General features: G+C 57.9%; 18 protein-coding genes. 9 read left to right on the top strand and 9 right to left on the bottom strand.

Features of this window, described 5'->3' with window-relative positions; genetic code table 11:
- Positions 1–95: 95 nt before the first annotated feature.
- Positions 96–905, bottom strand: a complete 810-nt coding sequence (locus H6F57_RS07535; RefSeq protein WP_190625659.1) for a glucose 1-dehydrogenase — start codon at positions 903–905, stop codon at positions 96–98.
- Between the two features lie 186 nt (positions 906–1,091).
- Between H6F57_RS07535 and H6F57_RS07530 the strand changes: the two genes are divergently transcribed.
- Positions 1,092–1,769, top strand: coding sequence for a TrkA family potassium uptake protein (locus H6F57_RS07530; RefSeq protein ID WP_190625658.1), 678 nt, complete (start codon positions 1,092–1,094; stop codon positions 1,767–1,769).
- 63 nt (positions 1,770–1,832) lie between these two features.
- On the opposite strand, the gene H6F57_RS07525 is transcribed toward H6F57_RS07530, so the two are convergent.
- A complete protein-coding gene (locus H6F57_RS07525) occupies positions 1,833–3,443 on the bottom strand; it encodes a sodium:proton antiporter (protein ID WP_199289593.1) in 1,611 nt (536 codons plus the stop codon).
- A gap of 301 nt (positions 3,444–3,744) precedes the next feature.
- Between H6F57_RS07525 and H6F57_RS07520 the strand changes: the two genes are divergently transcribed.
- Complete coding sequence (locus tag H6F57_RS07520; protein WP_190625656.1) at positions 3,745–4,353, top strand: CPP1-like family protein; 609 nt, start codon at positions 3,745–3,747, stop codon at positions 4,351–4,353.
- Positions 4,354–4,467: 114 nt separating this feature from the next.
- Here the strand turns inward: H6F57_RS07520 and H6F57_RS07515 are convergent, their stop codons facing one another.
- From H6F57_RS07515 to H6F57_RS07505, 3 genes are all read right to left on the bottom strand, one after another.
- The gene (locus tag H6F57_RS07515; protein WP_190625655.1) at positions 4,468–5,574 is read right to left on the bottom strand and encodes a VOC family protein; all 1,107 of its coding nucleotides are present in this window, start codon (positions 5,572–5,574) and stop codon (positions 4,468–4,470) included.
- 245 nt (positions 5,575–5,819) lie between these two features.
- Entirely contained in the window at positions 5,820–6,623 is an 804-nt protein-coding gene (locus tag H6F57_RS07510; protein ID WP_190625654.1) for a hypothetical protein, read from the bottom strand.
- Between the two features lie 136 nt (positions 6,624–6,759).
- Positions 6,760–7,857: a Gfo/Idh/MocA family oxidoreductase gene (locus H6F57_RS07505; protein ID WP_190625653.1), complete on the bottom strand. Its 1,098-nt coding sequence runs from the start codon at positions 7,855–7,857 to the stop codon at positions 6,760–6,762.
- Between the two features lie 148 nt (positions 7,858–8,005).
- Between H6F57_RS07505 and H6F57_RS07500 the strand changes: the two genes are divergently transcribed.
- The 3 genes from H6F57_RS07500 to H6F57_RS07490 all read left to right on the top strand — a co-directional run bounded on the left by H6F57_RS07500 (position 8,006) and on the right by H6F57_RS07490 (position 11,247).
- Positions 8,006–9,346 (top strand): efflux RND transporter periplasmic adaptor subunit, encoded by a 1,341-nt coding sequence (locus H6F57_RS07500; RefSeq protein ID WP_190625652.1) that lies wholly within the window; start codon positions 8,006–8,008, stop codon positions 9,344–9,346.
- Between the two features lie 216 nt (positions 9,347–9,562).
- Positions 9,563–10,786, top strand: coding sequence for an ABC transporter permease (locus H6F57_RS07495; protein WP_190625651.1), 1,224 nt, complete (start codon positions 9,563–9,565; stop codon positions 10,784–10,786).
- Between the two features lie 2 nt (positions 10,787–10,788).
- Complete coding sequence (locus H6F57_RS07490) at positions 10,789–11,247, top strand: GNAT family N-acetyltransferase (protein WP_190625650.1); 459 nt, start codon at positions 10,789–10,791, stop codon at positions 11,245–11,247.
- A 55-nt stretch (positions 11,248–11,302) separates the two neighbouring features.
- On the opposite strand, the gene H6F57_RS07485 is transcribed toward H6F57_RS07490, so the two are convergent.
- Positions 11,303–12,694 (bottom strand): NAD-dependent malic enzyme, encoded by a 1,392-nt coding sequence (locus H6F57_RS07485; RefSeq protein WP_190625649.1) that lies wholly within the window; start codon positions 12,692–12,694, stop codon positions 11,303–11,305.
- Positions 12,695–12,883: 189 nt separating this feature from the next.
- Between H6F57_RS07485 and H6F57_RS07480 the strand changes: the two genes are divergently transcribed.
- The gene (locus H6F57_RS07480) at positions 12,884–13,333 is read left to right on the top strand and encodes an SRPBCC domain-containing protein (protein ID WP_190625648.1); all 450 of its coding nucleotides are present in this window, start codon (positions 12,884–12,886) and stop codon (positions 13,331–13,333) included.
- Between the two features lie 81 nt (positions 13,334–13,414).
- On the opposite strand, the gene H6F57_RS07475 is transcribed toward H6F57_RS07480, so the two are convergent.
- Positions 13,415–15,553 carry a cation:proton antiporter gene (locus H6F57_RS07475; protein ID WP_190625647.1) on the bottom strand — a complete coding sequence of 713 codons (2,139 nt, stop codon included), beginning with the start codon at positions 15,551–15,553 and terminating at the stop codon, positions 13,415–13,417.
- A 306-nt stretch (positions 15,554–15,859) separates the two neighbouring features.
- Here H6F57_RS07475 and H6F57_RS07470 point away from each other — a divergent pair, with 306 nt between their 5' ends.
- Positions 15,860–16,051, top strand: coding sequence for a hypothetical protein (locus tag H6F57_RS07470; protein ID WP_190625646.1), 192 nt, complete (start codon positions 15,860–15,862; stop codon positions 16,049–16,051).
- Positions 16,052–16,336: 285 nt separating this feature from the next.
- Positions 16,337–16,963, top strand: a complete 627-nt coding sequence (locus tag H6F57_RS07465; protein WP_190625645.1) for a hypothetical protein — start codon at positions 16,337–16,339, stop codon at positions 16,961–16,963.
- A 159-nt stretch (positions 16,964–17,122) separates the two neighbouring features.
- On the opposite strand, the gene groL is transcribed toward H6F57_RS07465, so the two are convergent.
- Positions 17,123–18,754: a chaperonin GroEL gene (gene groL, locus H6F57_RS07460; RefSeq protein ID WP_190625644.1), complete on the bottom strand. Its 1,632-nt coding sequence runs from the start codon at positions 18,752–18,754 to the stop codon at positions 17,123–17,125.
- Between the two features lie 206 nt (positions 18,755–18,960).
- Positions 18,961–19,272 carry a co-chaperone GroES gene (gene groES, locus H6F57_RS07455; protein WP_190625643.1) on the bottom strand — a complete coding sequence of 104 codons (312 nt, stop codon included), beginning with the start codon at positions 19,270–19,272 and terminating at the stop codon, positions 18,961–18,963.
- A gap of 193 nt (positions 19,273–19,465) precedes the next feature.
- Between groES and H6F57_RS07450 the strand changes: the two genes are divergently transcribed.
- Positions 19,466–20,359 carry a DMT family transporter gene (locus tag H6F57_RS07450; RefSeq protein ID WP_190625642.1) on the top strand — a complete coding sequence of 298 codons (894 nt, stop codon included), beginning with the start codon at positions 19,466–19,468 and terminating at the stop codon, positions 20,357–20,359.
- Positions 20,360–20,411: the final 52 nt, after the last annotated feature.

The following is a 20,411-nucleotide window of genomic DNA, read 5'->3' as shown; positions in this document are numbered from 1 at the left end:
TGAATGGGTGGATCCGTTGATGGTGAGGGGTAAGGTTTAAGGTTTAGGGTTAAGGAGTGGCCGTAAGCTTTAAACCCTAAACCTTGAACCCTTTTTCAGGCCGACCACGCTTCTCGGAAATCGGCGTAGAGGGTGAGGCCGCCATCGATGTAGAGGGTCTGCCCAGTGATGTAGGCGGCTTCGTCGGAGGCTAGAAACGCTACAGCGGCTGCCATTTCTTCGCTGGTGCCGGCCCGACCCATGGGAATGTGGCTCTCGACCTCGGCTTTTTTGGCGGGATCGTCGGTCCATTCATCGTTGATGGGGGTGACGGTGGCTCCGGGGCCAATGCCGTTGACTCGAATGCCCTTGGCGGCGTACTCTAAGGCCAGAGTGCGGGTCATGTTGCCCATGCCGCCTTTGCTGATGGAGTAGCTAAGGTACTGAGGGCGGGGAATGATTTCGTGCACGCTAGAAATATTGATCACGCTGCCGGGGCGATCGCTGGACAGCAGGTGCTTAATGGTTTCGCGAGCGCACAGGTAGGCCCCCCGCAGATTGACCCCCAAAACCCAATCAAAGCTGTCGGCCTCAAGCGCCTCCGATGGGCTGTCGGTCTGAACGCCAGCGTTGTTGATTAAAATGTCGAGCTGGCCAAAGTGGTCGATGGACTGCTGCACCAGGGCGATCGCATCTTCCTCTTTGGAGACATCACCCTTGAGCAGCAGCGCCTTAACGCCACAATTCTCTACGTCGGTGCAGGCTTTCTCCATAGCCTGGCGGTGGGTGTCTTCGGCACCCTCGCTGTCGCTGTGGTAGTTGATCACGATGTTGCAGCCTTCCTCAGCCAGGCGAATGGCGATCGCCTGGCCGATGCCCGACGAAGCGCCAGTGATCAGCGCAGTTTTGCCGACGAGTCCTTTCATGGGTTAGCTCCGAAGAATAGATAAGTTAGCAGGTAGCAGGGCGAGCTACGGCCTAGGTCAGGCAAGGGGATGCATCCCTACAATGGATGCGGTGAGCATAACTAAAGGGCTGATTTTTGGTATATCCCCCTAGGAGGGTATATCTACTGCCCAGCACGGCCACTGAACATTAAGGAGTCGTTAACCATGTACGTATTGATTGGCGGCGCTGGCATGCTGGGCCTCGACCTAGCCAAGACCCTGTTAGCAGAAGGGCACACCGTGGCTGTGGTCGACCCTGACCCGCTGGCTTGCCAGTATGCCCGTGAAAAGATCGGCGTCATGGCCTTTGAGGGCAGTGCCGTAAATACCACTACCCTGCTGGAGGCAGGTATTCGCAAGGCCGACGCCGTGATTGCGGCCCTGCCTGAGGATGCTCTGAATTTGGCGATCGTCACCCTGTCGAAGCACTACGGGGTGCCCCAGACGGTGGTGCGGATGAGCGATCGCGACTTTGCCGAGCCCTACCAACTGGCGGGGGCGACCCACACCGTGAGCACCACCGAACTCACCATCAACCGCATTGTGAACGCTATTGAGTATCCCCAGGTGGAAGCGATGATGCACTTTGAGCAGGGCCAGGTGGAAGTGCTCAAGCTGCCCATTCCACAGCAATGCACCATTGTGGGTCGCACCGTGGCCGAAATTGCCCAAGATTCCCGCTTCCCGGCAGGCACGCTGATCATCGGTTACCAGGCCCACCCCCACGAAGATTTGACTATTCCCAACGGGAGCACGGTGCTTGAGAGCGGCTCAACCATTCTGGCGGTGACCAAGCCCGGTCTGGTGCGAAAGATGCTCGACTTCATGGGGCTCTGCGCCTGAGGGCTTGAGGCGAGGGGCAGTATGAGTAATCCTTGCTACCGGGGTGCTCTCAGGCGGATTATCTCAGTCATCTTTGAGGGCCAGCAGCTTTTCGTTGAGGGCTCTGACATAGGACTGGCTGGTCTCTTCAGATAGCAGTCCCTTGCGCAGGGCGTCGTTGACGGCCCCCTTCTCGGCGAGGTAAAGGCGGCGGCGCAGTCCGTCTAGGTGGCTTTGGTCTTCGAGGTGGGCAGCATCGGTAAGGGTGCGCTGGTTGTAGAAGTCACGCAGGTCGCGATCGGCGCTGGCGATCTGAGCCTGGTAGGCGGCAAACAGCTCTTCGTAGAGATTTTTGGGCAAACTGCCCGATCGCAGCAGAGCGGCTAGCTCTTGCTGCCCTGCTTTGGCGGCAATCAGGTTGAGCTGTAGCGTTTCGAGGCGCTGCTTGGTAGCGGAGGGGGCCGTGAGGCGCAGCCGCTTCACCAGCCAGGGCAGGGTTAGCCCCTGGCCCACCAACGACACCAGCACAGTGCTAAACACTAGGGCGACCACCTGCGATCGCCCCGGCAGATCGGCAGGCAAACTCAGCGCCAGTGCCATCGACAGCGACCCCTTGACGTTGCCCAAAATCAGCACATGCTGCCAGCGCAGGGGCAGGGGGCGATCGCAAAAGCCCAGCAGATACAGCAGGGGGTAAGTGGTCAAAACACGGCCGGTTTGATAGGCCAGCACCGCAAACAGCGCCGCCGGAATGGTTTGCAGCAGCACGCTTGGGTCAACCTCTATACCCACCAGCAAAAAGATAAAGGTATTTACCCCAAAGCCCGCATATTCCCAAAAGTTGAGCAGGGTGACCTTAGTCGAGGCCGAGGTCTGGCGAAAGCCCAGTTCACCAATTACCAGCCCGGCGACCACGACGGCGATCGCGCTCGATACCCCCAGTGCCTGGCCAATTTGAAACGTGCCCAGGGACACCGCCACCGTCAGCAAAATATTGCTGAGGGCATCGTCGAGCTGCTGAAACAGCCCCACGCACAGGTAGCCCAGCCCCAGTCCTAGCGCCCCGCCCCCCACAAAGGCAATCACCACCTGCTGTAGCCCCTGCCAAACCGTAAACGACCCCTGGAGGTGAATGGTGGTAAGGATGCCCAACAGTACCAGGGCCGTGCCGTCGTTAAACAGACTCTCGCCCTCCACGATGGTGGCCAACCGAGGGGGTACCGGCACCGTTCTAAAAGCGGCAATTACTGAAACCGTGTCGGTAATGGTCAAAATCACGCCGATGGCGGCGGCGGTAATCGTCGCCAGCCCCAGACCCCACTGAAGCAGGGCAGCGGTAATCATTGCCGCCAGCACCACCCCTGGCCCCGCAATCAGAGCAATGGGCTTAATGGTGCTGCGCAACCGGCTAATGTCAGTGTTGATAGCGGCCTCAAAGATCAAAATCGGCAGAAATAAATTTAGAATCACCTCGGCGTTGAGACCCACTGACCCTGGCAGCACCGATTGAGTAATGCTGAGCCCCGCCAGCACCAGCCCTACCACGTAGGGAATGCGCAGCCGTCGGGTAATCAGGGCAACCACCGTAGCTACAAGCAGCAGCACGATCAGGGCATTGACCAAGCCAGTAACGTCGCTGGTGCTGTCGGCTAGGACCTCTGCCTCCGGTGGCGCTTGGGCCAGCCACAAACCCATCGCTAATGCTGTACCCATAGGGGCAAATATCCGCAAAACGCCAAAACTCTTCCCCATACTAGGGCCCATCCTAGGGGGTGAGCTCTGCCCTCGCACGACACAAACAAAAATTGCGTGGGGCTTTCTCAGAGAGCCTAGGCCGTAAGATATGCCCTAGGGAGATACCCATTTAGACAGGTGTTCCCTATTTGTGGGGTCGCTAGTTACACTGGGTCTAGGCAACTGTCGTGGGGCTTGGGTTTAGATTCGATCAGGGCAGGCTGTTGTTGTCAAGTCGTCTGGGGGTTTTGGAGTTTTGCAGATGAGCGACCAAAATTCGTATGAACTGCTGGGGCTAACTGAAGCCTCAACCTTTGAAGAAATTCAGGCGGCCCGCGATCGCCTAGTCGATCACTATGCCGAAGAGCCCAAGCAGCAGGCCGCCGTCGAAGCCGCCTACGACGCCATTTTGATGGAGCGCCTGCGCCTGCGACAAGAGGGCAAAATCAAGGTGCCCGATCGCATTCGCTTTGCTGAAAACGTACCCGAAACCTCGTCCCTGGCCAAATCCACCCCCTCCCTCCCTCGACCCGACTGGCTGAATGGCCTGGTCGACACCCCTAGCCGCAACGACATTATCTGGCCCGCTGTGACCTACGCAGGGTTAGGCCTGCTCGGGTTCGCTGCACCTTCGCTATCGCTAGCGGTGGCTATTGGGGCTGCCATCTACTTTCTCAACCGCAAAGAAAACAAGTTTTGGCGAGCGGTGCTGCTCACCATTGCCGGTCTGGCTGCTGGTCTAGCCCTGGGCCTGACCGTAGGGCAGCTGCTCATTCCCCAAGGAGCACAGTTTGCCTGGGCGACCCCCGACGCGATCGCGGCCGCAGTCACCTGTCTGGCACTGTGGACGATCAGCAGTTTCCTGCGCTAGAGACTTAGCGATCTCTGAAAAGCTCCAAGGTCTAGGGTTTAGGGTGCAAGGTTTAAGATTTAGCCCTGTACCTTAAACCCTATACCCTACATCTTGCTATTCTCTGGCATAACCCTAAGCCAGGCTGCCCCGCTTCATCTGCTCCCGCTCAATGGCCTCAAACAGGGCCTGAAAGTTGCGCTCCCCAAACCCCTGGGCTTGGGCCAGATCGCCGTTGACCCGCACCACCTGTCGTTGAATCAGCTCAAAAAAGACGGTGGGAATACTCAAAAAGGGCTGGGTAAAGGTTTGCAGCAGACGAGCCTGGGGCAGACGAGGATCCCAGTCCACCAAGATTTGCAGTCGGGCAATGGCGGCCTCGCGCTGGCTGAGCCAATCTAACGGCATATCGCCCTGGGTTTGGTAGCCGGGACGTTGTCCCAGGGCTTCGTAGTAGCTCTGGGGCACCGGCAAAAAGCTCACGCCCCCGCGGCGCAGTTGCTCTACCGTGTGGACAATGTCCTCGGTGTGGAGCGCCACGTGCTGAATGCCACCACCCCGGTTGTAGTCGAGAAATTCTTGCACCTGGGAGTTAGCGGTAGCCGGTTCATTGATGGGAAGCTGGGCGCTGCCTTGGGGGTGGGCCAGCACCTGGCTCCGCAGGCCCGATCGCGGGGTATCAATGGCAAACTGCTGCCGGGGTTGAAAGCCCAGCTGACTGGCGTACCAAGCCACGGCCTGGGACAGTTCTCCCATGGGTACGTTGACTACGGCGTGGTCGATCGCCGTCACTAAGCTGCTGGGGTAGGCCGATTGTTGGCGATCGCTAGGGGCAATGCCCGGCACCCAAGTCTCTCCCTGCCCCTCTACCAGGGTGTGGCTTAGGGATCCCCAGCCCTGGATCTGTCCCCAGCACCCTCGTCCCCAGGCGTCCGTTTGGATCGGCTGAATAACTTTGCCCCCGGCCGCCACCACCTGCCGCAGAGTTTGTTCGAGGTCAGCCACCCGGAGGGCAATATCGCCAATGCCCGGCGGGTGTTGTTGCAAATATTGAGTCACGGTCGAGGGCACAGCCACAATCAGGAGTGGCACCTGCCCTAGGTAGACGAGTGCCCTATCTGGGGGTTGCGCTGGGTTTAGGCTCGGCTCTGGCCCCACCCAAACCCCACCCCAGGCATGGACAAACCAGTCGCGCCAGGGGGCCACCTCATCCACGTAAAAACTCAGATGGTTGAACTCCATAGGGCTATGTCACCGTGCTGATCCCGCTGTTATTGGAGCACAAACCTACCCCTCCCAGTCCTACCTCTGAGAATATTTTCGTTTAGACCCTTAATAACCTGCTGTTTTTACTGGCTTTTCTACAGCTTCAAAAGCTTGCTTCAGCTAGCGTCACTTCTTACCTAATTACTCAAAGTCGGATCCCTCAGGCCAACCACAGTGAGCCTTGGCTATTGACGGCTTTTTCCGTCTAGCCACCCGCCGTTCTACTTAACAGCCGCATTTCCTGGCACTGCGACCACCTGATCTTGGTTTTCGGCGGTGTAGCTGTTGGGGGGGTAGCGATCGAGGTGGCGAAAGAGGGCAATGGGCTTCTGCACGCGGCAGGTGTAAAACTCGACAATGATCTCGGCATCCTGGCGAAGCACTACTTTAGGAGAAAAGTCTTCGGGGATTTTGGTGCGCCACTGCCACGGAATTTGCTGGGGAGGTGCGGTCACAAAGCGGTGGTGTACCCAGCGGCCGTAGCGATTGAAGCGGCCAAACTCTCGCACCTCCCGAGTAAAGATCGAGGCGGCGAGAAAGGACGCCAGCGAGCCATCGCCGTCGATGCCGGCCATCAGGTTGGGCAATGCCCCCATCGGTTTAGGCACCTGGTCGGGGGCCGTGACTTTGCTAATAGCCTCGTCGAGATATTCTGTGGTGCTGAGCAGGCCGGGTAGGGCAACGGTAGAGCCCATGCCGCCATTGGCGTCCTGGCGCAGGTAGGTGACCAGGCGCATGCCAGGGCGCATCCACAGGCCGGGCAGCTTGACGAGCGCCTCAGCAGGGTCAAGGGTGCTGACAAACCAGCGCCCCTCAGCATTGGGGGCGGGAATGTTGTCCTCGGGCATATCCCCAATGCGGAATAGGTCGCCTAGGGCGTTGAGGGAGTCGGGGAGAGGGCCGTCGTCGTCGTCTTGCCCACTGAGCTGGCCTGGCTGCTGTTCGTGGGGGGGAAGCACCAGAGTTTCGCGAATAAACTGGCTAACTTTTTGAACCGTAGCTAGGGGATATCTTTGAAACGACATGGATCACCGGGGCGGTGGCTAAGGAGGAGGCAATGGAGCTGGCTGGAGCGCTGCACCATTTATAGGTTAAGGATGCCCTGAGGATACCCCTTACCCCCAACTCTGGAGGGCAGGCCGGCCTAAATCAGGAACATTTCTACACCTGAGATAGGGGTTTAGGCACCTTGACCCAGGCATTTTGGCGGTGAGACTGGTGGGCTAAGTCCATCAGGTGCTGCGATCGCACCCCATCCCAGATTGACGGCTCGGTGGCCAGGCCGCGATCGATGTCGCTGACCCAGTGATTGACGACCCGCACAAAGGGGGCAATGCGGCCATCGCTGTAGGTGGTGGGAAACTGAAGGCGATCGGGGATCGGCAGTGCTTCCAAGGCTGATCCTTTGCTGCCCCAGAGCTTAAAGCCATGGACGTAGTCGGTGAGGTTGTCGCTGCCCAGCACCAGGGTGCCACCGTCGCCGTAGACCTCGACCCAGTGGCCCCGCCCAGCATAGGTAACAGAGCTAATCGCCACCTGACAGGGGGCACCGTTGGCCAAATCGAGGATCAAACTACAGGTGTCGTCGGCATCCACAGGCTGAAGTTTTCCCGAGGGGTCGGGCCGCTGGGAAATGGCGGTGCTAAGGCGGGCGCTGAGCTGCTGGATCGGGCCAAACAGCCAGGTGATGTAGTCGAAGCTGTGGGAGGCAAAGGCCCCCAGGGCACCGCCCCCCTGGTCGCGCTGCGAGTACCAGTTCCAGGGGCGGCTGGGGTCGGCCCGGCCCGGCACCGTCCAGGTGATGTTGACAAAGCGCAGGTTGCCGACGTAGCCCTCGGCCAGCAGCTCGGCCAGGCGCTGCCAAGCAGGTACAAAGCGAAATTCAAAGTCCATGGTGGCGACTAGATTGCGATCGCGCGCCAGCTCGGCGATCGCCTCGGCCTCAGCCCCCGACAACGCCGTGGGCTTCTCCAGCAGCAGGTGCTTACCGGCTTCGAGAACGATCTTAGCCTGAGAGTAGTGCAGAAAGGGCGGCGTGGCGACGGTCACCGCCTGCACCTGGGGCAGGGCCACGATCGCCTCGACGCTGTCGCAGGCGTGGGGGATGCTGTGCTCGGCTGCGATCGCCTGCGCTTTTGCCAGATCGCGGTGATATACCGCGACCACCTCGGTGCGATGGTGGGCCTGCAACCCTGGAATGTGAACCTTCTGGCCAAAGCCAGTACCCACCACCGCCACCTGAATCGGAGTTTCTGCCATAGCGACCTCTTCCATGCCCTTGTCGATGCCCTTATCAATGCAGGGGGCGAGCTAGATAGCCAATGCCCTACCCCAGAGTAAGGGGCGAGCTGCGATCGCTACAATTAAACTGAGCAGTTTAGTTCTGGCCAAAATCTAAAAAGTTTTTATGCAGGTTCCTTTAATTGGCAAGGTGCGTCGTCCGCTGGTGTGGCTGTTGGCCGGGCTGGCGGCGGCGGCCGTAGTGGCGGGCTCGGTGGGGTTTGGGGTCTGGCGCAGCCGCCAGAGCGCTTATGATGTCGAGGCCTTTACGACGGCGGCGGCGATCGAGCCCTTGACGGTGCGGGTGGCGGCCAGCGGCACAGTGAGACCGGTGCAGACGGTGAACCTCAGCCCTGAGAATGCCGGTGTTTTGGAAGAACTCTTCGTTGAGCAGGGCGATCGCGTCGAGCAGGGCCAGGTCATCGCCCGCATGAAAAGCCGTGACACCGCTACCCAGGTGAGTCAAAATCGGGCTGCCGTAGCTGAGGCCGAGGCTGCTCTGGCTGAACTGCGCCAGGGCAGCCGCCCCGACGAAATCACCCAGGCGGAGGCGACCGTTGAGGCCAACCGCGCCCAAGTGCGCGACGCTCAGGCTCGGCTAGATCTTGCTACCAGCGATCTGGCTCGCCGCCAGCAGCTGTTTGATCGGGGAGCGGTGGCGGCGACAGACCTCGACACCGCCGCCCGTGAGCAGCGCAGTGCCCAGGCTGCCCTAGAGCAGGCCCAGGCCCGCGTCACCGAGTCGCAGCGGCGGGTGGATGACCTGCGCAGTGGGCCGCGCCAGGAGGCGATCGCCCAGGCCGAAGCCCGCCTGGCCCAGGCCCGCGCTCAGCTCGACGGGGCCCAGATTCGTCAGGATGAAACCCTGATTCGCGCCCCCTTTGGCGGCATTGTCACCCAAAAGTTTGCGACAGAAGGCGCGTTTGTCACCCCTACTACCTCGGCCTCTGAGCTGTCGTCGGCCACCTCTACGGCGATCGTGGCTCTGGCCGAAGATTTAGAGGTGCTGGCCGAGGTGCCCGAGGCCGACATCGCCCTGATCGAGCCGGGCCAGACGGTAGAAGTGGTGGCCGATGCCTTCCCAGATCAGACTTTTGCGGGCCGGGTTAAGCTGGTGGCCCCCGAGGCAATCGAGCGGCAGAGCGTCACCCTGTTTCAGGTGCGCATCGAGCTGATTGACGGCAAAGATATTCTGCGATCGAACATGAATGTCAACGTGGATTTTGTTGGCGATCAGCTGGCCGACGCCCTGGTGGTGCCGACGGTGGCGGTGGTAACCCAGGCGGGGCAAAGCGGGGTGCTAGTGCCTGGTGATGACCGCGATATTGTGTTTCAGCCGGTGACCCTTGGCCCTCAGGTGGGCGACCAAATTCAAATTGTTGACGGTGTTGAGGAGGGCGATCGCGTCTTTGTCGATCTCCCCCCCGGCAAATCCCTCGAAAATATCACCGTGCGCCAACAGCAGTAGTAAACCAATTGCCCCAGACCAGTAGATTAGGATGCCTCTGATGACCGCTCAAGCCTCCTTGTCAGCCGATGCATCGGCAATCAGCTTGCCGATTACAGCCGTTGGCTTCCTGACTAGATATTGCGCTGCTAGAACGCTGCGTTCAGCTAGAAGCAGCTGTAGAAGCCCGGTCTCAATTCTTGGCTGCCCTGACAAATTCCTAAGCATATTTTCCCTATGAACCTGCAAGAAAGCCTGTCGATGGCGACCAAAACCTTAGCGGCTAACCGCCTCCGCAGCACCCTCACCATGCTCGGCATTATCATCGGCAATGCCTCAGTAATCACGATGGTGGGTTTGGGCGAGGGGGCGCAGCGGTATGTCACCGCCCAGCTCGAAACCCTGGGGCCAAACGTGCTGTTTATTGTGCCGGGCAGCCGCGAAACTCGGGAGCTGGGTTCCCTAGAGGTGCCGCGCACGCTGGTGCTAGACGATGCGACGGCGATCGCTGAGCAGGTGCCCTCGGTCAGTGGCGTGGCGGCTGAGTCGAGCGGTCTTCAGCTCGTCACCTTTCGCAACCGCAACGCCAACATCAATGTGGTGGGCACTACACCAGACTTTCTCACGGTGCGCAGTTTTGAGGTGGCCAACGGACGCTTCATCAGCGAGTTAGATGTCAGCCGCAGTGCCCAGGTGGCGGTGGTGGGCGAAACCCTGCGGGAGCGGCTATTTGACGACGAATCGGGCCTGGGGCAAAAGATTCGGGTGGGGGGCATTAACTTTGACATTATCGGCGTGCTGGAAAAGAAAGGCTCCAACCTAGGCCTTAACTATGACGACGCGGTGATGGTGCCGCTGACCACCAAAGACAGCCGCTTAGGGGGCAGCGAGCGATCGCCCTATGGCATTGAAGTTTCGTTTATTACGGTGTCGGCCCGCGATCGCGCCAGCATGGCCACCGCCGAGTTTCAGATCACCAACCTGCTGCGCCTGCGCCACAACATTCGCGATAAAGACGACTTCTACATCAGCAGCCAAGACTCGCTGCTGACCATTGCCAACACGATTACTGGGGCGCTGACCTTGATGCTGGCGGCGATCGCGGGAATTTCTCTCTTTGTCGGCGGCATCGGCATTATGAATATCATGCTAGTGTCGGTGCGCGAGCGCACCCAGGAGATCGGGTTGAGAAAGGCGATCGGAGCCTCCCAGGGCGATATTTTGGGGCAGTTTTTAATCGAGGCCATCATTCTATCGATCGCCGGGGGTGTGATTGGCACCGCCGTCGGGGTGAGCGGCATTCTGTTAATTGGGGTGCTGACTCCCTTTGAGGCTGGAATTTCGGCAGGGGCGATTCTGCTAACAGTGTCTGTTTCTGGCGGTATTGGCCTGTTCTTTGGTGTTTTCCCGGCTCGTCAGGCGGCTAAGCTGGATCCCATTGTGGCGTTGAGAACGGCATAGGCATGAACATTCGCACGGCTATAGAAATGGATCTACCGGCCCTGGCAACGCTATTTCGAGAAACGGTGCTGAGCAACGGCCCGCAGCACTACAGTCCGGCTCAAGTCGAGGCTTGGGCTGCCGTCGATGCCGCTAGCCCTCGGTTTCACCAGTTCATCCTGGGGGTGACCACCTTTGTGGCCGAGAATGATACGGCCATCCTCGGCTTCGCGGGCATTGGCGACGACGGCTATGTGGCTTCTACCTACGTGCGCCACGACTGTCTGCACCGGGGCATTGGCTCAGTGCTGATGCAGGCAGTGCTCACCCACGCCCAGGAGAAACAAATCCAGCGCCTCTACGCTGAAGCCAGCGAGTTTAGCCTGGGGCTATTCCAAAAATTTGGCTTCAGCCAATACGATACTGAAGTGGTCGATCGCAACGGTGTGCAGTTTACGCGGTACTTAGTAGAACGGGTATAGGGTATAAGATCTAGGGTACAGGGTCACTCCTTAGACCCTATACCCTATACCCTGTTTACTTCCTAGCAACGCCATCCACCCGTGCCGCATGCTTGACCGCTGAGGCGACCGCTGCCGCCACGCGCTCGTCAAACACCGAGGGGATAATGTGTTCGCGATCGATCTGGTGGGGGCTGACCAGGGCCGCGATCGCGTAGGCCGCCTCTAGATACATCGACGGCGTAATTTCCTGAGCGCGACAGTCGAGCGCCCCCCGCAGCACACCCGGAAAGGCCAGCACGTTGTTAATCTGGTTGGGGTAGTCACTGCGGCCCGTGGCCATTACCGCCACCTTGCCCGTCAACAGCTCGGGCTGAATTTCGGGAATGGGGTTGGCCATGGCAAACACGATCGGGTCGGGGGCCATTGAGGCCACCATCTCCACCGACACCACCCTCGGTGCACTGACGCCTAGAAAAATGTCGGCCCCCACCATGGCGTCGGCCAGAGTGCCCGAGGCTTCCACGGCAAATTCCTGCTTTTGGGCATTCAGGTCGTCGCGGCTCAGCGAGAGAATGCCTTTGGAGTCGCACAGCACAATGGCGGTGGCTCCGGCCTTTTGCAGCAGCTTGGCGATCGCTACCCCCGCTGCTCCGGCTCCGTTGATCACCACCTTGACCTGAGTGAGAGATTTGTTGACGAGCTTAAGCGCGTTGATCAGCGCCGCCAGAGTGACAATGGCGGTGCCGTGCTGGTCGTCGTGGAAGACGGGAATGTCTAGCTCCTGGCGCAGGCGAGCCTCGATCTCAAAGCAGCGGGGGGCGCTGATGTCTTCGAGGTTGACGCCGCCAAAGACGGGGGCTAGCTGCTTGACGGCGGTGACGATGGCGTCGGTATCCTGGGTGTCCAGGCAGATCGGGAAGGCATCTAGTCCGGCAAATTTCTTAAACAGCAGTGCCTTACCCTCCATTACTGGCAGGGCGGCAGCGGGACCAAGGTTGCCTAGGCCCAACACGGCGCTGCCGTCGGTGACGATCGCCACCGTGTTGCCCTTGATGGTGAGGTCAAAAACGCGATCGGGGTGCTCGGCAATTTCGACGCACACCCTCCCCACGCCGGGGGTGTAGGCCATGGCCAGGTCATCCTGGCTGTGCAGCTCTAGCTTGCTCTCCACGCTGATTTTGCCGCCCTCGTGGATCGCAAAGGTGCGATCGCAGATCTCCAAAATCTCGATGTCTTCAACGGTTTTAACCGCCGCAATGATGTCTTCGACATGGGCTTCGCTAGAAGCATCGACGTGCAGCACCCGCACCAGGTCGTAGCGGTTGCGGCTAATTAGCTCAAAATCTCCCAAATTCCCCCCAGCTTCGGCAATGGCCTGAGTAATGCGCGCCAGCATGCCGGTTTTATTGGGAATTTTGAGCCGTAGACTGAGACTATAACTGGGGTTAGGGGTGAGAGTTGCCATGCCAAAACCTTTGGGCGATCGCCAGCGAAACAAGACTGCTGTCTTGAGGGAATATTAAGACCAGCTCCCTAGTTTAGGCGACTAAGTCTCTCCCGTCTGTGTCTACCCAGTGTGTGTGAAGATAGCAGTAGCGTCTGTTACCTATGCACGATTTCTGGCGCCCGCTTCTCTGGCTACCCCCTCACCGCCATGCCCAGTCTCTACAGCGAAGTCACCATCAACGCTCCCCGGTTTGCCGTTTGGGATGCCCTAGTCCGCAAAGAAGAGTGGCACCGTTGGAATACCTTTCTCTACGACTGCGATCCTAACCTGCCCATTCGTCCCGGCGGCGAAATTTTCCTCGCCCTGCGCCGCCTTGAGGGCGAAGACGAAACTGAATTTCAGCCCCGCATCGTGGTCGTGCAGCCCAACTACTGCCTGCGGTGGATTTCTAAAGGCCCCGGCTTCAAGAGCGAGCATGTGTTTGAACTAGAAGATGTCGGCCCCAACCGCACCAAATACATCCACCAGGAACGCATCTCGGGTATGCTCTCCCAGGTGTTTCTGCCCTTCATTCGCCGCGACGAAAAAGAAGGCATTCGCCGCATGGCTCGACAGATCAAGCGCTATGTAGAGCACCACTACCGGCGGCAGTGGTGACGGCTACAGGGTTGGATGGGTAACTGGATGCCCTAGCGTTCTACCCGACGGATTTGAGCGTGCTCTCAGGCTGAAGAGCCCTTAGGAAGAGGCCAAAAGTTTGGAGTTGCGCTTGAAAGCCCTTTGATCGCTGGGCAGGGGGCGATCGCTGCGTAGAGGATGGGGTTCACCCACCAAAATGACCGAGCCGGTCAGCTGATCGACTAGGGACGTGGTCTGCGAGCCCACGGTCAGCCCATTGCCGACTCGACGACGCTGGAGGCGCAGCATCACCACATCAAATTGCGACGCCGTTTTGACAATGGTAGACACCACGTTGTCTCCTGGCACAAGGCGAATGTCGATGTCGATATCCGCAGCGGGAAACCGATTGACCAACAGTTCTAGCTGCTTGGCCAACCGGCTGCGCTGGAGTTCTGAGGCTCGCGAACTGTGCACATGCAGCAGCGTAATTTTGGCTTGGTAGGTGTTGGCTAGCACCTGGGCAAAGCGCAGGGTGCGGAGGTTAGCAGGGGATGGGTTCTCAATGGGCAGCAAAATGGTTTTGCAGGTCGTAGGCGAATCTAGCAGGCGGGCCACCACTACGGGACAGTGGGCCGACCACAAAATATTGTCTTGAATGTTGCTAAACAGTCGGGCACCAAGCCGCGATCGCTGCCCCATGCCCAGCAAAATCAGGTTGGCATTTTCCTCCCGACTCAGGTGAGAAATGCCTTGAGCCACGTTGTAATCAATTCTCAATTTAGGGTCGATTTCGGCTTCTAGGGCGGCGCTAATAGCCTGGGTGGCCTCTAACCGCTGGCGGCTGTGGGCTATGGCCCTGGCCAGCTGCGGCGAGTCCATTTGGGGCTGGGCCAAGGCCACCGCCAGGGGAATCACCCGCCCATTTTCATGGCGGGCGACCGCCGCCGCCAGCTCGATCAGCCATTGCTCGGTGTTGGGGTTGTAGATCGGCACCACCACCGTAAACGATTCTGGAATGTCGCTGGGAGGGGGGAGCCAATCGAGGGTTTCGGTTTCTGCCAAAGTGTCTATAGCGATCAGCTGTTTGCCAAACCTGGTGGTGACCAGCGGGCCTAAAATGGCCGTCACCAGCATCAGCAAAATGACGCTGTTAAACACCTGGGAGTTGATGATTTCCGCTTCGTAGCCAACCAGTGCCGCCGCCAGAGTCGCCGCCACCTGTGGAATCGACAGCGACCACATCGTCCAGGTTTCGGGCCAGCTGTAGCCATAGAGCATGCGGGCACCCAGAGAGGCTAGCCCCTTGGTGAGCAACAGCATACCGACGATGATCAAGGGCAGTTCAATTGATCTCAGAATGTCGCCAAAGGCCTTTAGATCGAGCAGCAGCCCCATGGCCACAAAAAACATAGGAATAAATAAAACGCTGCCCAAAAATTCTGTCTTTTCTTTGACCGGGCCATCGCCAATCACGCTGTTGATGGCCAGCCCTGCTAGAAAGGCACCAATAATGCTTTCTACCCCAATCAGCTGTGCTCCCAACGCGCAGAGAAACACCGAGAGCATCACAAACAAAAACTGATTGCCCTCGTCTTTACCTGTTTTGCTAAAGAACAGTTTGCTGAGCTGTTTAAGGCCTATTAAAACTGCGATCGTGTACAGAGTTAGTGACCCTAACAACGTGGCCAGTTTAAGCGCTGAGAAGTCTCCCTGATTGATACCCAAGCAAATAGCCAGCACCAGCAGCGAGCCAATATCTGTAAAAATTGTTGCCCCAACGGTGACCGTTACCGCTTCATTATTTACAATGCCAAACCGCTGCACGATGGGGTAGGCCAGCAGCGTATGAGAGGCCAGCAGCGAGCCAATTAATACTGCCGCCAGCCAGCCAAAGTTAAAGAATAAACCAACCGCAATACCGCCCAGCATGGGAATTGCAAACGTCAACGCTCCGAAAGCGAGGGAGCGATCGCGCGTTTTTTGGAATAGGGCCATGTCAATCTCAAGACCGGCCACAAACATGAGATATATTTTGCCGATTTCTGAAAACAGCTTCATGATGTCAGTGTCAGCATTGAGCCAGCCCAAGCCGCTGCTGCCAAATAACACCCCAGCCAGCAACAATCCAATTAATCCGGGTAGTTTGAACCGCTCAAAAATGGGCGGTGTGATCAACACAATCGCTAGCAACAGCACAAACGTTGTAATCGGTTCTTTTAACGTTTCTGAAACAGGTTCTACTAAAAAGAGAAACATAGTGCGGCCTTTAGCATAAAGAGAGCCAGGACGTTTAAGACCTGGCCATGGGGGTTGCTTAATATTAACTTTGATTCTGTCGGCTCTTCTAAGAGTCGTACTCCTAGGCTAAGTCTGTCTCTCCATCTAAAGAAAGAATTCTGCGCTGCTTCTGACTGCTAACAAAAAAGCCGCCCTAGGGTTTAGGACGGCTTTTGTTTCGCACTACGTTGTGCAACCAGATTTCTACAGAGTTACCGCCCTAGGGCATGTTCTCCCGCTGGTCTGGTGGCTAACTCAGCGGATTAGTAGTCGAAGTCGCCGCCCATGCCAGCGCCTGCGGGGGCACTGAGGGTAACAGGGCAAACCGCCGATACTGTCGAGCTAGCGGGCGAGAACACCTACGTTTACCCCGACGGCTCAACCCAGCGAGAAGCGCGATCGTTCACAGTGCAAATGCAGGACGGCCAGCCCCGCATTGTGGCCTCTGGTTTTAGAGGGGTGTTGCAAGCTCGGTAGAGCTGTTGCTGACTCACTACTCAACCGTTAAAGACTGTTCAAACAGGCCATCTAACGACGCTTGGGGTGTGCTTGCCCTTGTCCTGCCCACTTACGGCAACAATCTGCCGTAGGCTCAGTATAGTTTTGGCCATTGCGCCTAGGATAAGAGCCCTTACCATTTGCAAAAACTGAAACGGCGCAATCGTGTATAGCGATCGCGCTAAGGGCTATGCAGCACGTCCTAATCTCCATGGCGACAGCTATAAACTCGTTTTTGTGTTGCTAATAACGTTTTAATAGATCATGATTAAATCAACCTTTCGCCTTTCTGCCCTGTTACCCCTAGGGCTTACCCTGCTACTGACGACCGCCGCCTGTACCCGCACGCCCGACTCCGCCAATGCCAACGGCACAGACCCTATGGCAAATACTGACCCGGTCGACCCGGCCCCTATGGACCCGGCCACAGAGACTAGTTTTGTATTGGCTTTAGCAGTAGAAGGGCTGCGAGTGGTGGATGAGCAAACAGGCTCCACCGATGCTCTCGACTTTGGCACCGAGATGGCCGTTGCTGAAGAGGCTGTCACCCGGATCGCAGGAGAACCCACAGAATCGGGAGAAAACAGCGAATGTGGCTCCGGCCCCCAGACCATTACCCAATGGTCAAACGGATTGGCGATGCACTCCGCTGACGGTGAGTTCATTGGTTGGTCGACCCGACCCAGCACTGGGGTGACCCTGACGACCATGAACGGTGTAGGCGTTGGCTCAACCCGCAGCGACCTAGAGACCGCCTACACCATCGAGGTGATGGAAAGCACCCTGGGCACAGAGTTTTCCACGGGCAACCTGTTTGGAATTCTCAGCTCTGCTGAACCCGATGCCGTTGTCGAAGACCTGTGGGCTGGCACTACCTGCAATTTCCGCTAAGTATTGGCATTGAGTCGCAACGAGTTGCCTACCAACGACGGAGCAACTAGAACCTCAAACCCAGTTTGCCTGAAATCTAAACATTAAAAAAGCCGCCCTAACTCAGGGCGGCTTTTTATTAGTTAGCTCTGGCCTCCAGTAAGAGGCCTAGAAGCTAACTTAGTAGTCGAAGTCGCCGCCCATGCCAGCGCCTGCGGGAGCGCCTTCCTTGGATTCGGGCAGATCGACCACAATGCACTCGGTGGTCAGCACCATGCCAGCGATGGAGGCCGCGTTCTGCAGGGCAGAGCGGGTCACCTTAGCAGGGTCAACGATACCAGCGTCAAACATATCGACGAACTCACCGTTGGCAGCGTTGTAGCCAACGTTGAAGTCCTTCTCTTTGACGCGCTCGGCGATTACGGCACCGTTTTGGCCAGCGTTCTGGGCAATGCGCATCAGAGGAGCGGCCAGGGCACGAGCCACGATCGCAGCGCCAGTGTGCTCTTCAGCGGTGAGATTAGCTTCGAGCCACTCGGTCAGGGCTGGTACTAGGTGAGCCAGGGTGGTACCGCCGCCGGGGACGATGCCTTCTTCAACCGCTGCCTTGGTGGCGTTGATGGCGTCTTCGAGGCGCAGCTTGCGGTCCTTCATCTCGGTTTCGGTGGCAGCACCGACCTTGATTACGGCCACACCGCCGGACAGCTTAGCCAGACGCTCTTGCAGCTTCTCTTTGTCGTAGGTCGACTCGGTTTCGTCGATCTGACGACGAATTTGCTCACAGCGGGCCTTGACATCCTTCTCGTTGCCTTCGGCGACGATGGTGGTGGTGTCTTTGGTGATGGTGAGGCGACGAGCCTGACCCAGCATGTCGAGCTTGGTGTTGTCGAGCTTGAGGCCAGTATCTTCGGAGATCACCTGGCCGCCGGTCAGCACAGCGATGTCTTCAAGCATGGCCTTGCGGCGATCGCCAAACCCAGGTGCTTTCACAGCGGCCACATTCAGCACACCGCGCAGACGGTTGACCACCAGGGTAGCCAGGGCCTCTTTCTCAATGTCTTCGGCAATGATGATCAGGGGACGACCGGAGCGAGCGACTTGCTCAAGCACGGGCACCAGATCCTGCACCAGGGCAATTTTCTTGTCGGTGATCAGAATGTAGGGCTCATCCAGCACCGCTTCCATGCGCTCGGTGTCGGTGACAAAGTAGGGAGAGACATAGCCCTTGTCAAAGCGCATCCCTTCGGTGACCTCCAGTTCGGTGGTCATCGACTTGCCTTCTTCCAGAGAGATGACGCCTTCGCGGCCCACTTTCTCCATGGCTTCGGCGATCATCGCACCCACTTCTTCGTCGTTACCGGCGGAGATGGAGCCTACCTGAGCGATCGACTTAGAATCGCCAACGGGACGGGCGTGCTCAGCAATTTTTTCGACTAGAAACGCGGTGGCTTTGTCGATGCCGCGCTTCAGCGAAATCGCGTTAGCGCCGGCGGCGACGTTACGCATCCCTTCTTTAACCATGGCGTGGGCGAGCACCGTAGCGGTGGTGGTGCCGTCGCCAGCAGCGTCATTGGTTTTAGAAGCGGCCTGACGAATCAGGGCTACGCCGGTGTTCTCGATGTTGTCTTCGAGTTCAATTTCTTTGGCGATGGTGACGCCGTCGTTGACGATCTGGGGCGCGCCAAATTTCTTTTCGAGCACCACGTTGCGGCCTTTGGGGCCAAGGGTCACGGCAACAGCCTCGGTCAGAATGTCCATACCCCTTTCGAGGGCGCGACGAGCATTTTCGTTGTAAACAATGCGCTTAGCCATAAATTCGATATTCTCCGAAAAGAAGATAAGAGGTGAATGCAAAAACGTGAAGGGAATTTAAGAGTCAGAATTTAGGAGTTCAGCTTAGTAGGTTGGGTGAAGCGTTTGCGGAACCCAACGGAACTTGCCAGGGCTGATGGTGGGCAGTGCCCATCCTACGGATTGCCTACAGAGCACCCGCACCAAATCTCAAATCCAGAATTGGTTTAGCCGAGAACGGCAAGGATGTCTTTCTCAGACAGCAGCACAAACTCGTCGCCGCCCAGCTTGATGTCGGTACCGGCATACTTGGAATAGAGCACCTTGTCGCCAACCTTGACTTCCAGCGCTTGGCGGGTGCCTTTATCGTCGGTTTTACCGGGGCCTACGGCGGTGATCTCGCCCACCTGAGGCTTTTCCTTGGCGGTGTCAGGTAGCAGAATGCCGCCAGCGGTGGTCTCTTCGGACGCACTTACTTTAATCAAAACTCGATCGGCTAGGGGCTTAACGCTAGATGCCGCCAAAGTGATAGCTGCCATACAATGCTTTCTCCGGATTTGCTATTAAGACAACGTCTGGGGATAAACCGTGCCCCGCTCAGACGTATTACACATGTTGTTTGGAGCTTAGCACTCACAAGCTCCGAGTGCTAATTTACGACGCCAGGGGGGCGATCGCAACAAAGCCTCTGTACGGGTTCCCGAACTGGGTTGCTCTATGTAGGATTGATCGATGCTCAAACTCAAGGTTTTGCTGCCTGTTCTCACCAGCTTTTTGTTTGCGGGCAGCTTCATAGCAGGCAAATACACCACAGTCGATCTGGGGCCGCTGACCACCTCACTGCTGCGCTACGTCATTGCCATGGGGGTGTTGGGCCTATTTATTGCCCGCTGTGCTCAGCCGATTAAAGCCCTCACCGTCGCCCGCGCCGACTGGGGAGCGATGGCGCTATTGGGTTTATTTGGGGTGGTGGGTTATCACTATTTTTTCTTTAGCAGCCTGCGCTACACAGCCACAGCTAACACCGCCATTATCAACGCCTTTAATCCAGTGGTGACGGGGGTGATGGCGGCGCTGTTTATTGGCGAGCGGCTGACCCGCCGCCAGTACGGCGGCATTGTGCTGGCGCTGCTGGGGGTGCTAACCCTGCTGACTCGGGGCAACATCACTACCTTACTTACCCTAGAACTCAATCGAGGCGATGGGCTGATGCTGTGCGCCGTGCTGTGCTGGGTAGTGTATTCCCTGATTATCAAGCAGCTCAGCCAACGCTACTCGGGGTTGACGATTACTTTTTATGCCGCTGTGGCCGGGGTAGGGCAGCTCTTGGGGCTGGCTACACTGGAGCGCTGGTGGCAGCAGCTGGCGACTCTATCTCTAGCCTCAATGGTCGCCATTTTGTATATGGGGGTGGCCGCGTCGGGGGTGGCCTATTTATTGTTTAACCTCAGCATTCAGCAGGTTGGCCCCACCCGCACCGCCAGCGTGGTCTATAGTTTGGTGCCGATCTTTGTGGCGGGGCTGGCCTGGCTGTTTTTTCGAGAGCCGCTGACGGCGACGATGATGGCCAGTATGGGGTTAATTTTGCTGGGTGTAAACGTGGTGCTCAGTCAGCCTAAAGTGTGAGTCATGCAGGTCTGCTGTTCGCTAACTTGGGCATGGTCCTTTTGAGCTATCT

The sequence above is a fragment of the Leptolyngbya sp. FACHB-60 genome (genome assembly GCF_014695775.1).
Taxonomy (GTDB): domain Bacteria; phylum Cyanobacteriota; class Cyanobacteriia; order Phormidesmidales; family Phormidesmidaceae; genus Nodosilinea.
The sequence above is the reverse complement of the archived record's forward strand: the minus strand, read 5'-3'. Positions and strand labels throughout refer to the sequence as shown.

What these genes read in the sequence shown, in the direction of transcription:
- H6F57_RS07520 (WP_190625656.1), top strand. Translation starts at nt 3,745, where the DNA reads ATGAGCGACCAAAATTCGTATGAACTGCTGGGGCTAACTGAAGCCTCA.
- groES (WP_190625643.1), bottom strand. Translation starts at nt 19,272, where the DNA reads ATGGCAGCTATCACTTTGGCGGCATCTAGCGTTAAGCCCCTAGCCGAT.
- H6F57_RS07470 (WP_190625646.1), top strand. Translation starts at nt 15,860, where the DNA reads ATGCCAGCGCCTGCGGGGGCACTGAGGGTAACAGGGCAAACCGCCGAT.
- H6F57_RS07450 (WP_190625642.1), top strand. Translation starts at nt 19,466, where the DNA reads ATGCTCAAACTCAAGGTTTTGCTGCCTGTTCTCACCAGCTTTTTGTTT.
- H6F57_RS07495 (WP_190625651.1), top strand. Translation starts at nt 9,563, where the DNA reads ATGAACCTGCAAGAAAGCCTGTCGATGGCGACCAAAACCTTAGCGGCT.
- H6F57_RS07490 (WP_190625650.1), top strand. Translation starts at nt 10,789, where the DNA reads ATGAACATTCGCACGGCTATAGAAATGGATCTACCGGCCCTGGCAACG.
- H6F57_RS07505 (WP_190625653.1), bottom strand. Translation starts at nt 7,857, where the DNA reads ATGGCAGAAACTCCGATTCAGGTGGCGGTGGTGGGTACTGGCTTTGGC.
- H6F57_RS07465 (WP_190625645.1), top strand. Translation starts at nt 16,337, where the DNA reads ATGATTAAATCAACCTTTCGCCTTTCTGCCCTGTTACCCCTAGGGCTT.
- H6F57_RS07480 (WP_190625648.1), top strand. Translation starts at nt 12,884, where the DNA reads ATGCCCAGTCTCTACAGCGAAGTCACCATCAACGCTCCCCGGTTTGCC.
- H6F57_RS07530 (WP_190625658.1), top strand. Translation starts at nt 1,092, where the DNA reads ATGTACGTATTGATTGGCGGCGCTGGCATGCTGGGCCTCGACCTAGCC.
- H6F57_RS07485 (WP_190625649.1), bottom strand. Translation starts at nt 12,694, where the DNA reads ATGGCAACTCTCACCCCTAACCCCAGTTATAGTCTCAGTCTACGGCTC.
- H6F57_RS07500 (WP_190625652.1), top strand. Translation starts at nt 8,006, where the DNA reads ATGCAGGTTCCTTTAATTGGCAAGGTGCGTCGTCCGCTGGTGTGGCTG.
- H6F57_RS07475 (WP_190625647.1), bottom strand. Translation starts at nt 15,553, where the DNA reads ATGTTTCTCTTTTTAGTAGAACCTGTTTCAGAAACGTTAAAAGAACCG.
- groL (WP_190625644.1), bottom strand. Translation starts at nt 18,754, where the DNA reads ATGGCTAAGCGCATTGTTTACAACGAAAATGCTCGTCGCGCCCTCGAA.
- H6F57_RS07510 (WP_190625654.1), bottom strand. Translation starts at nt 6,623, where the DNA reads ATGTCGTTTCAAAGATATCCCCTAGCTACGGTTCAAAAAGTTAGCCAG.
- H6F57_RS07515 (WP_190625655.1), bottom strand. Translation starts at nt 5,574, where the DNA reads ATGGAGTTCAACCATCTGAGTTTTTACGTGGATGAGGTGGCCCCCTGG.
- H6F57_RS07525 (WP_199289593.1), bottom strand. Translation starts at nt 3,443, where the DNA reads ATGGGTTTGTGGCTGGCCCAAGCGCCACCGGAGGCAGAGGTCCTAGCC.
- H6F57_RS07535 (WP_190625659.1), bottom strand. Translation starts at nt 905, where the DNA reads ATGAAAGGACTCGTCGGCAAAACTGCGCTGATCACTGGCGCTTCGTCG.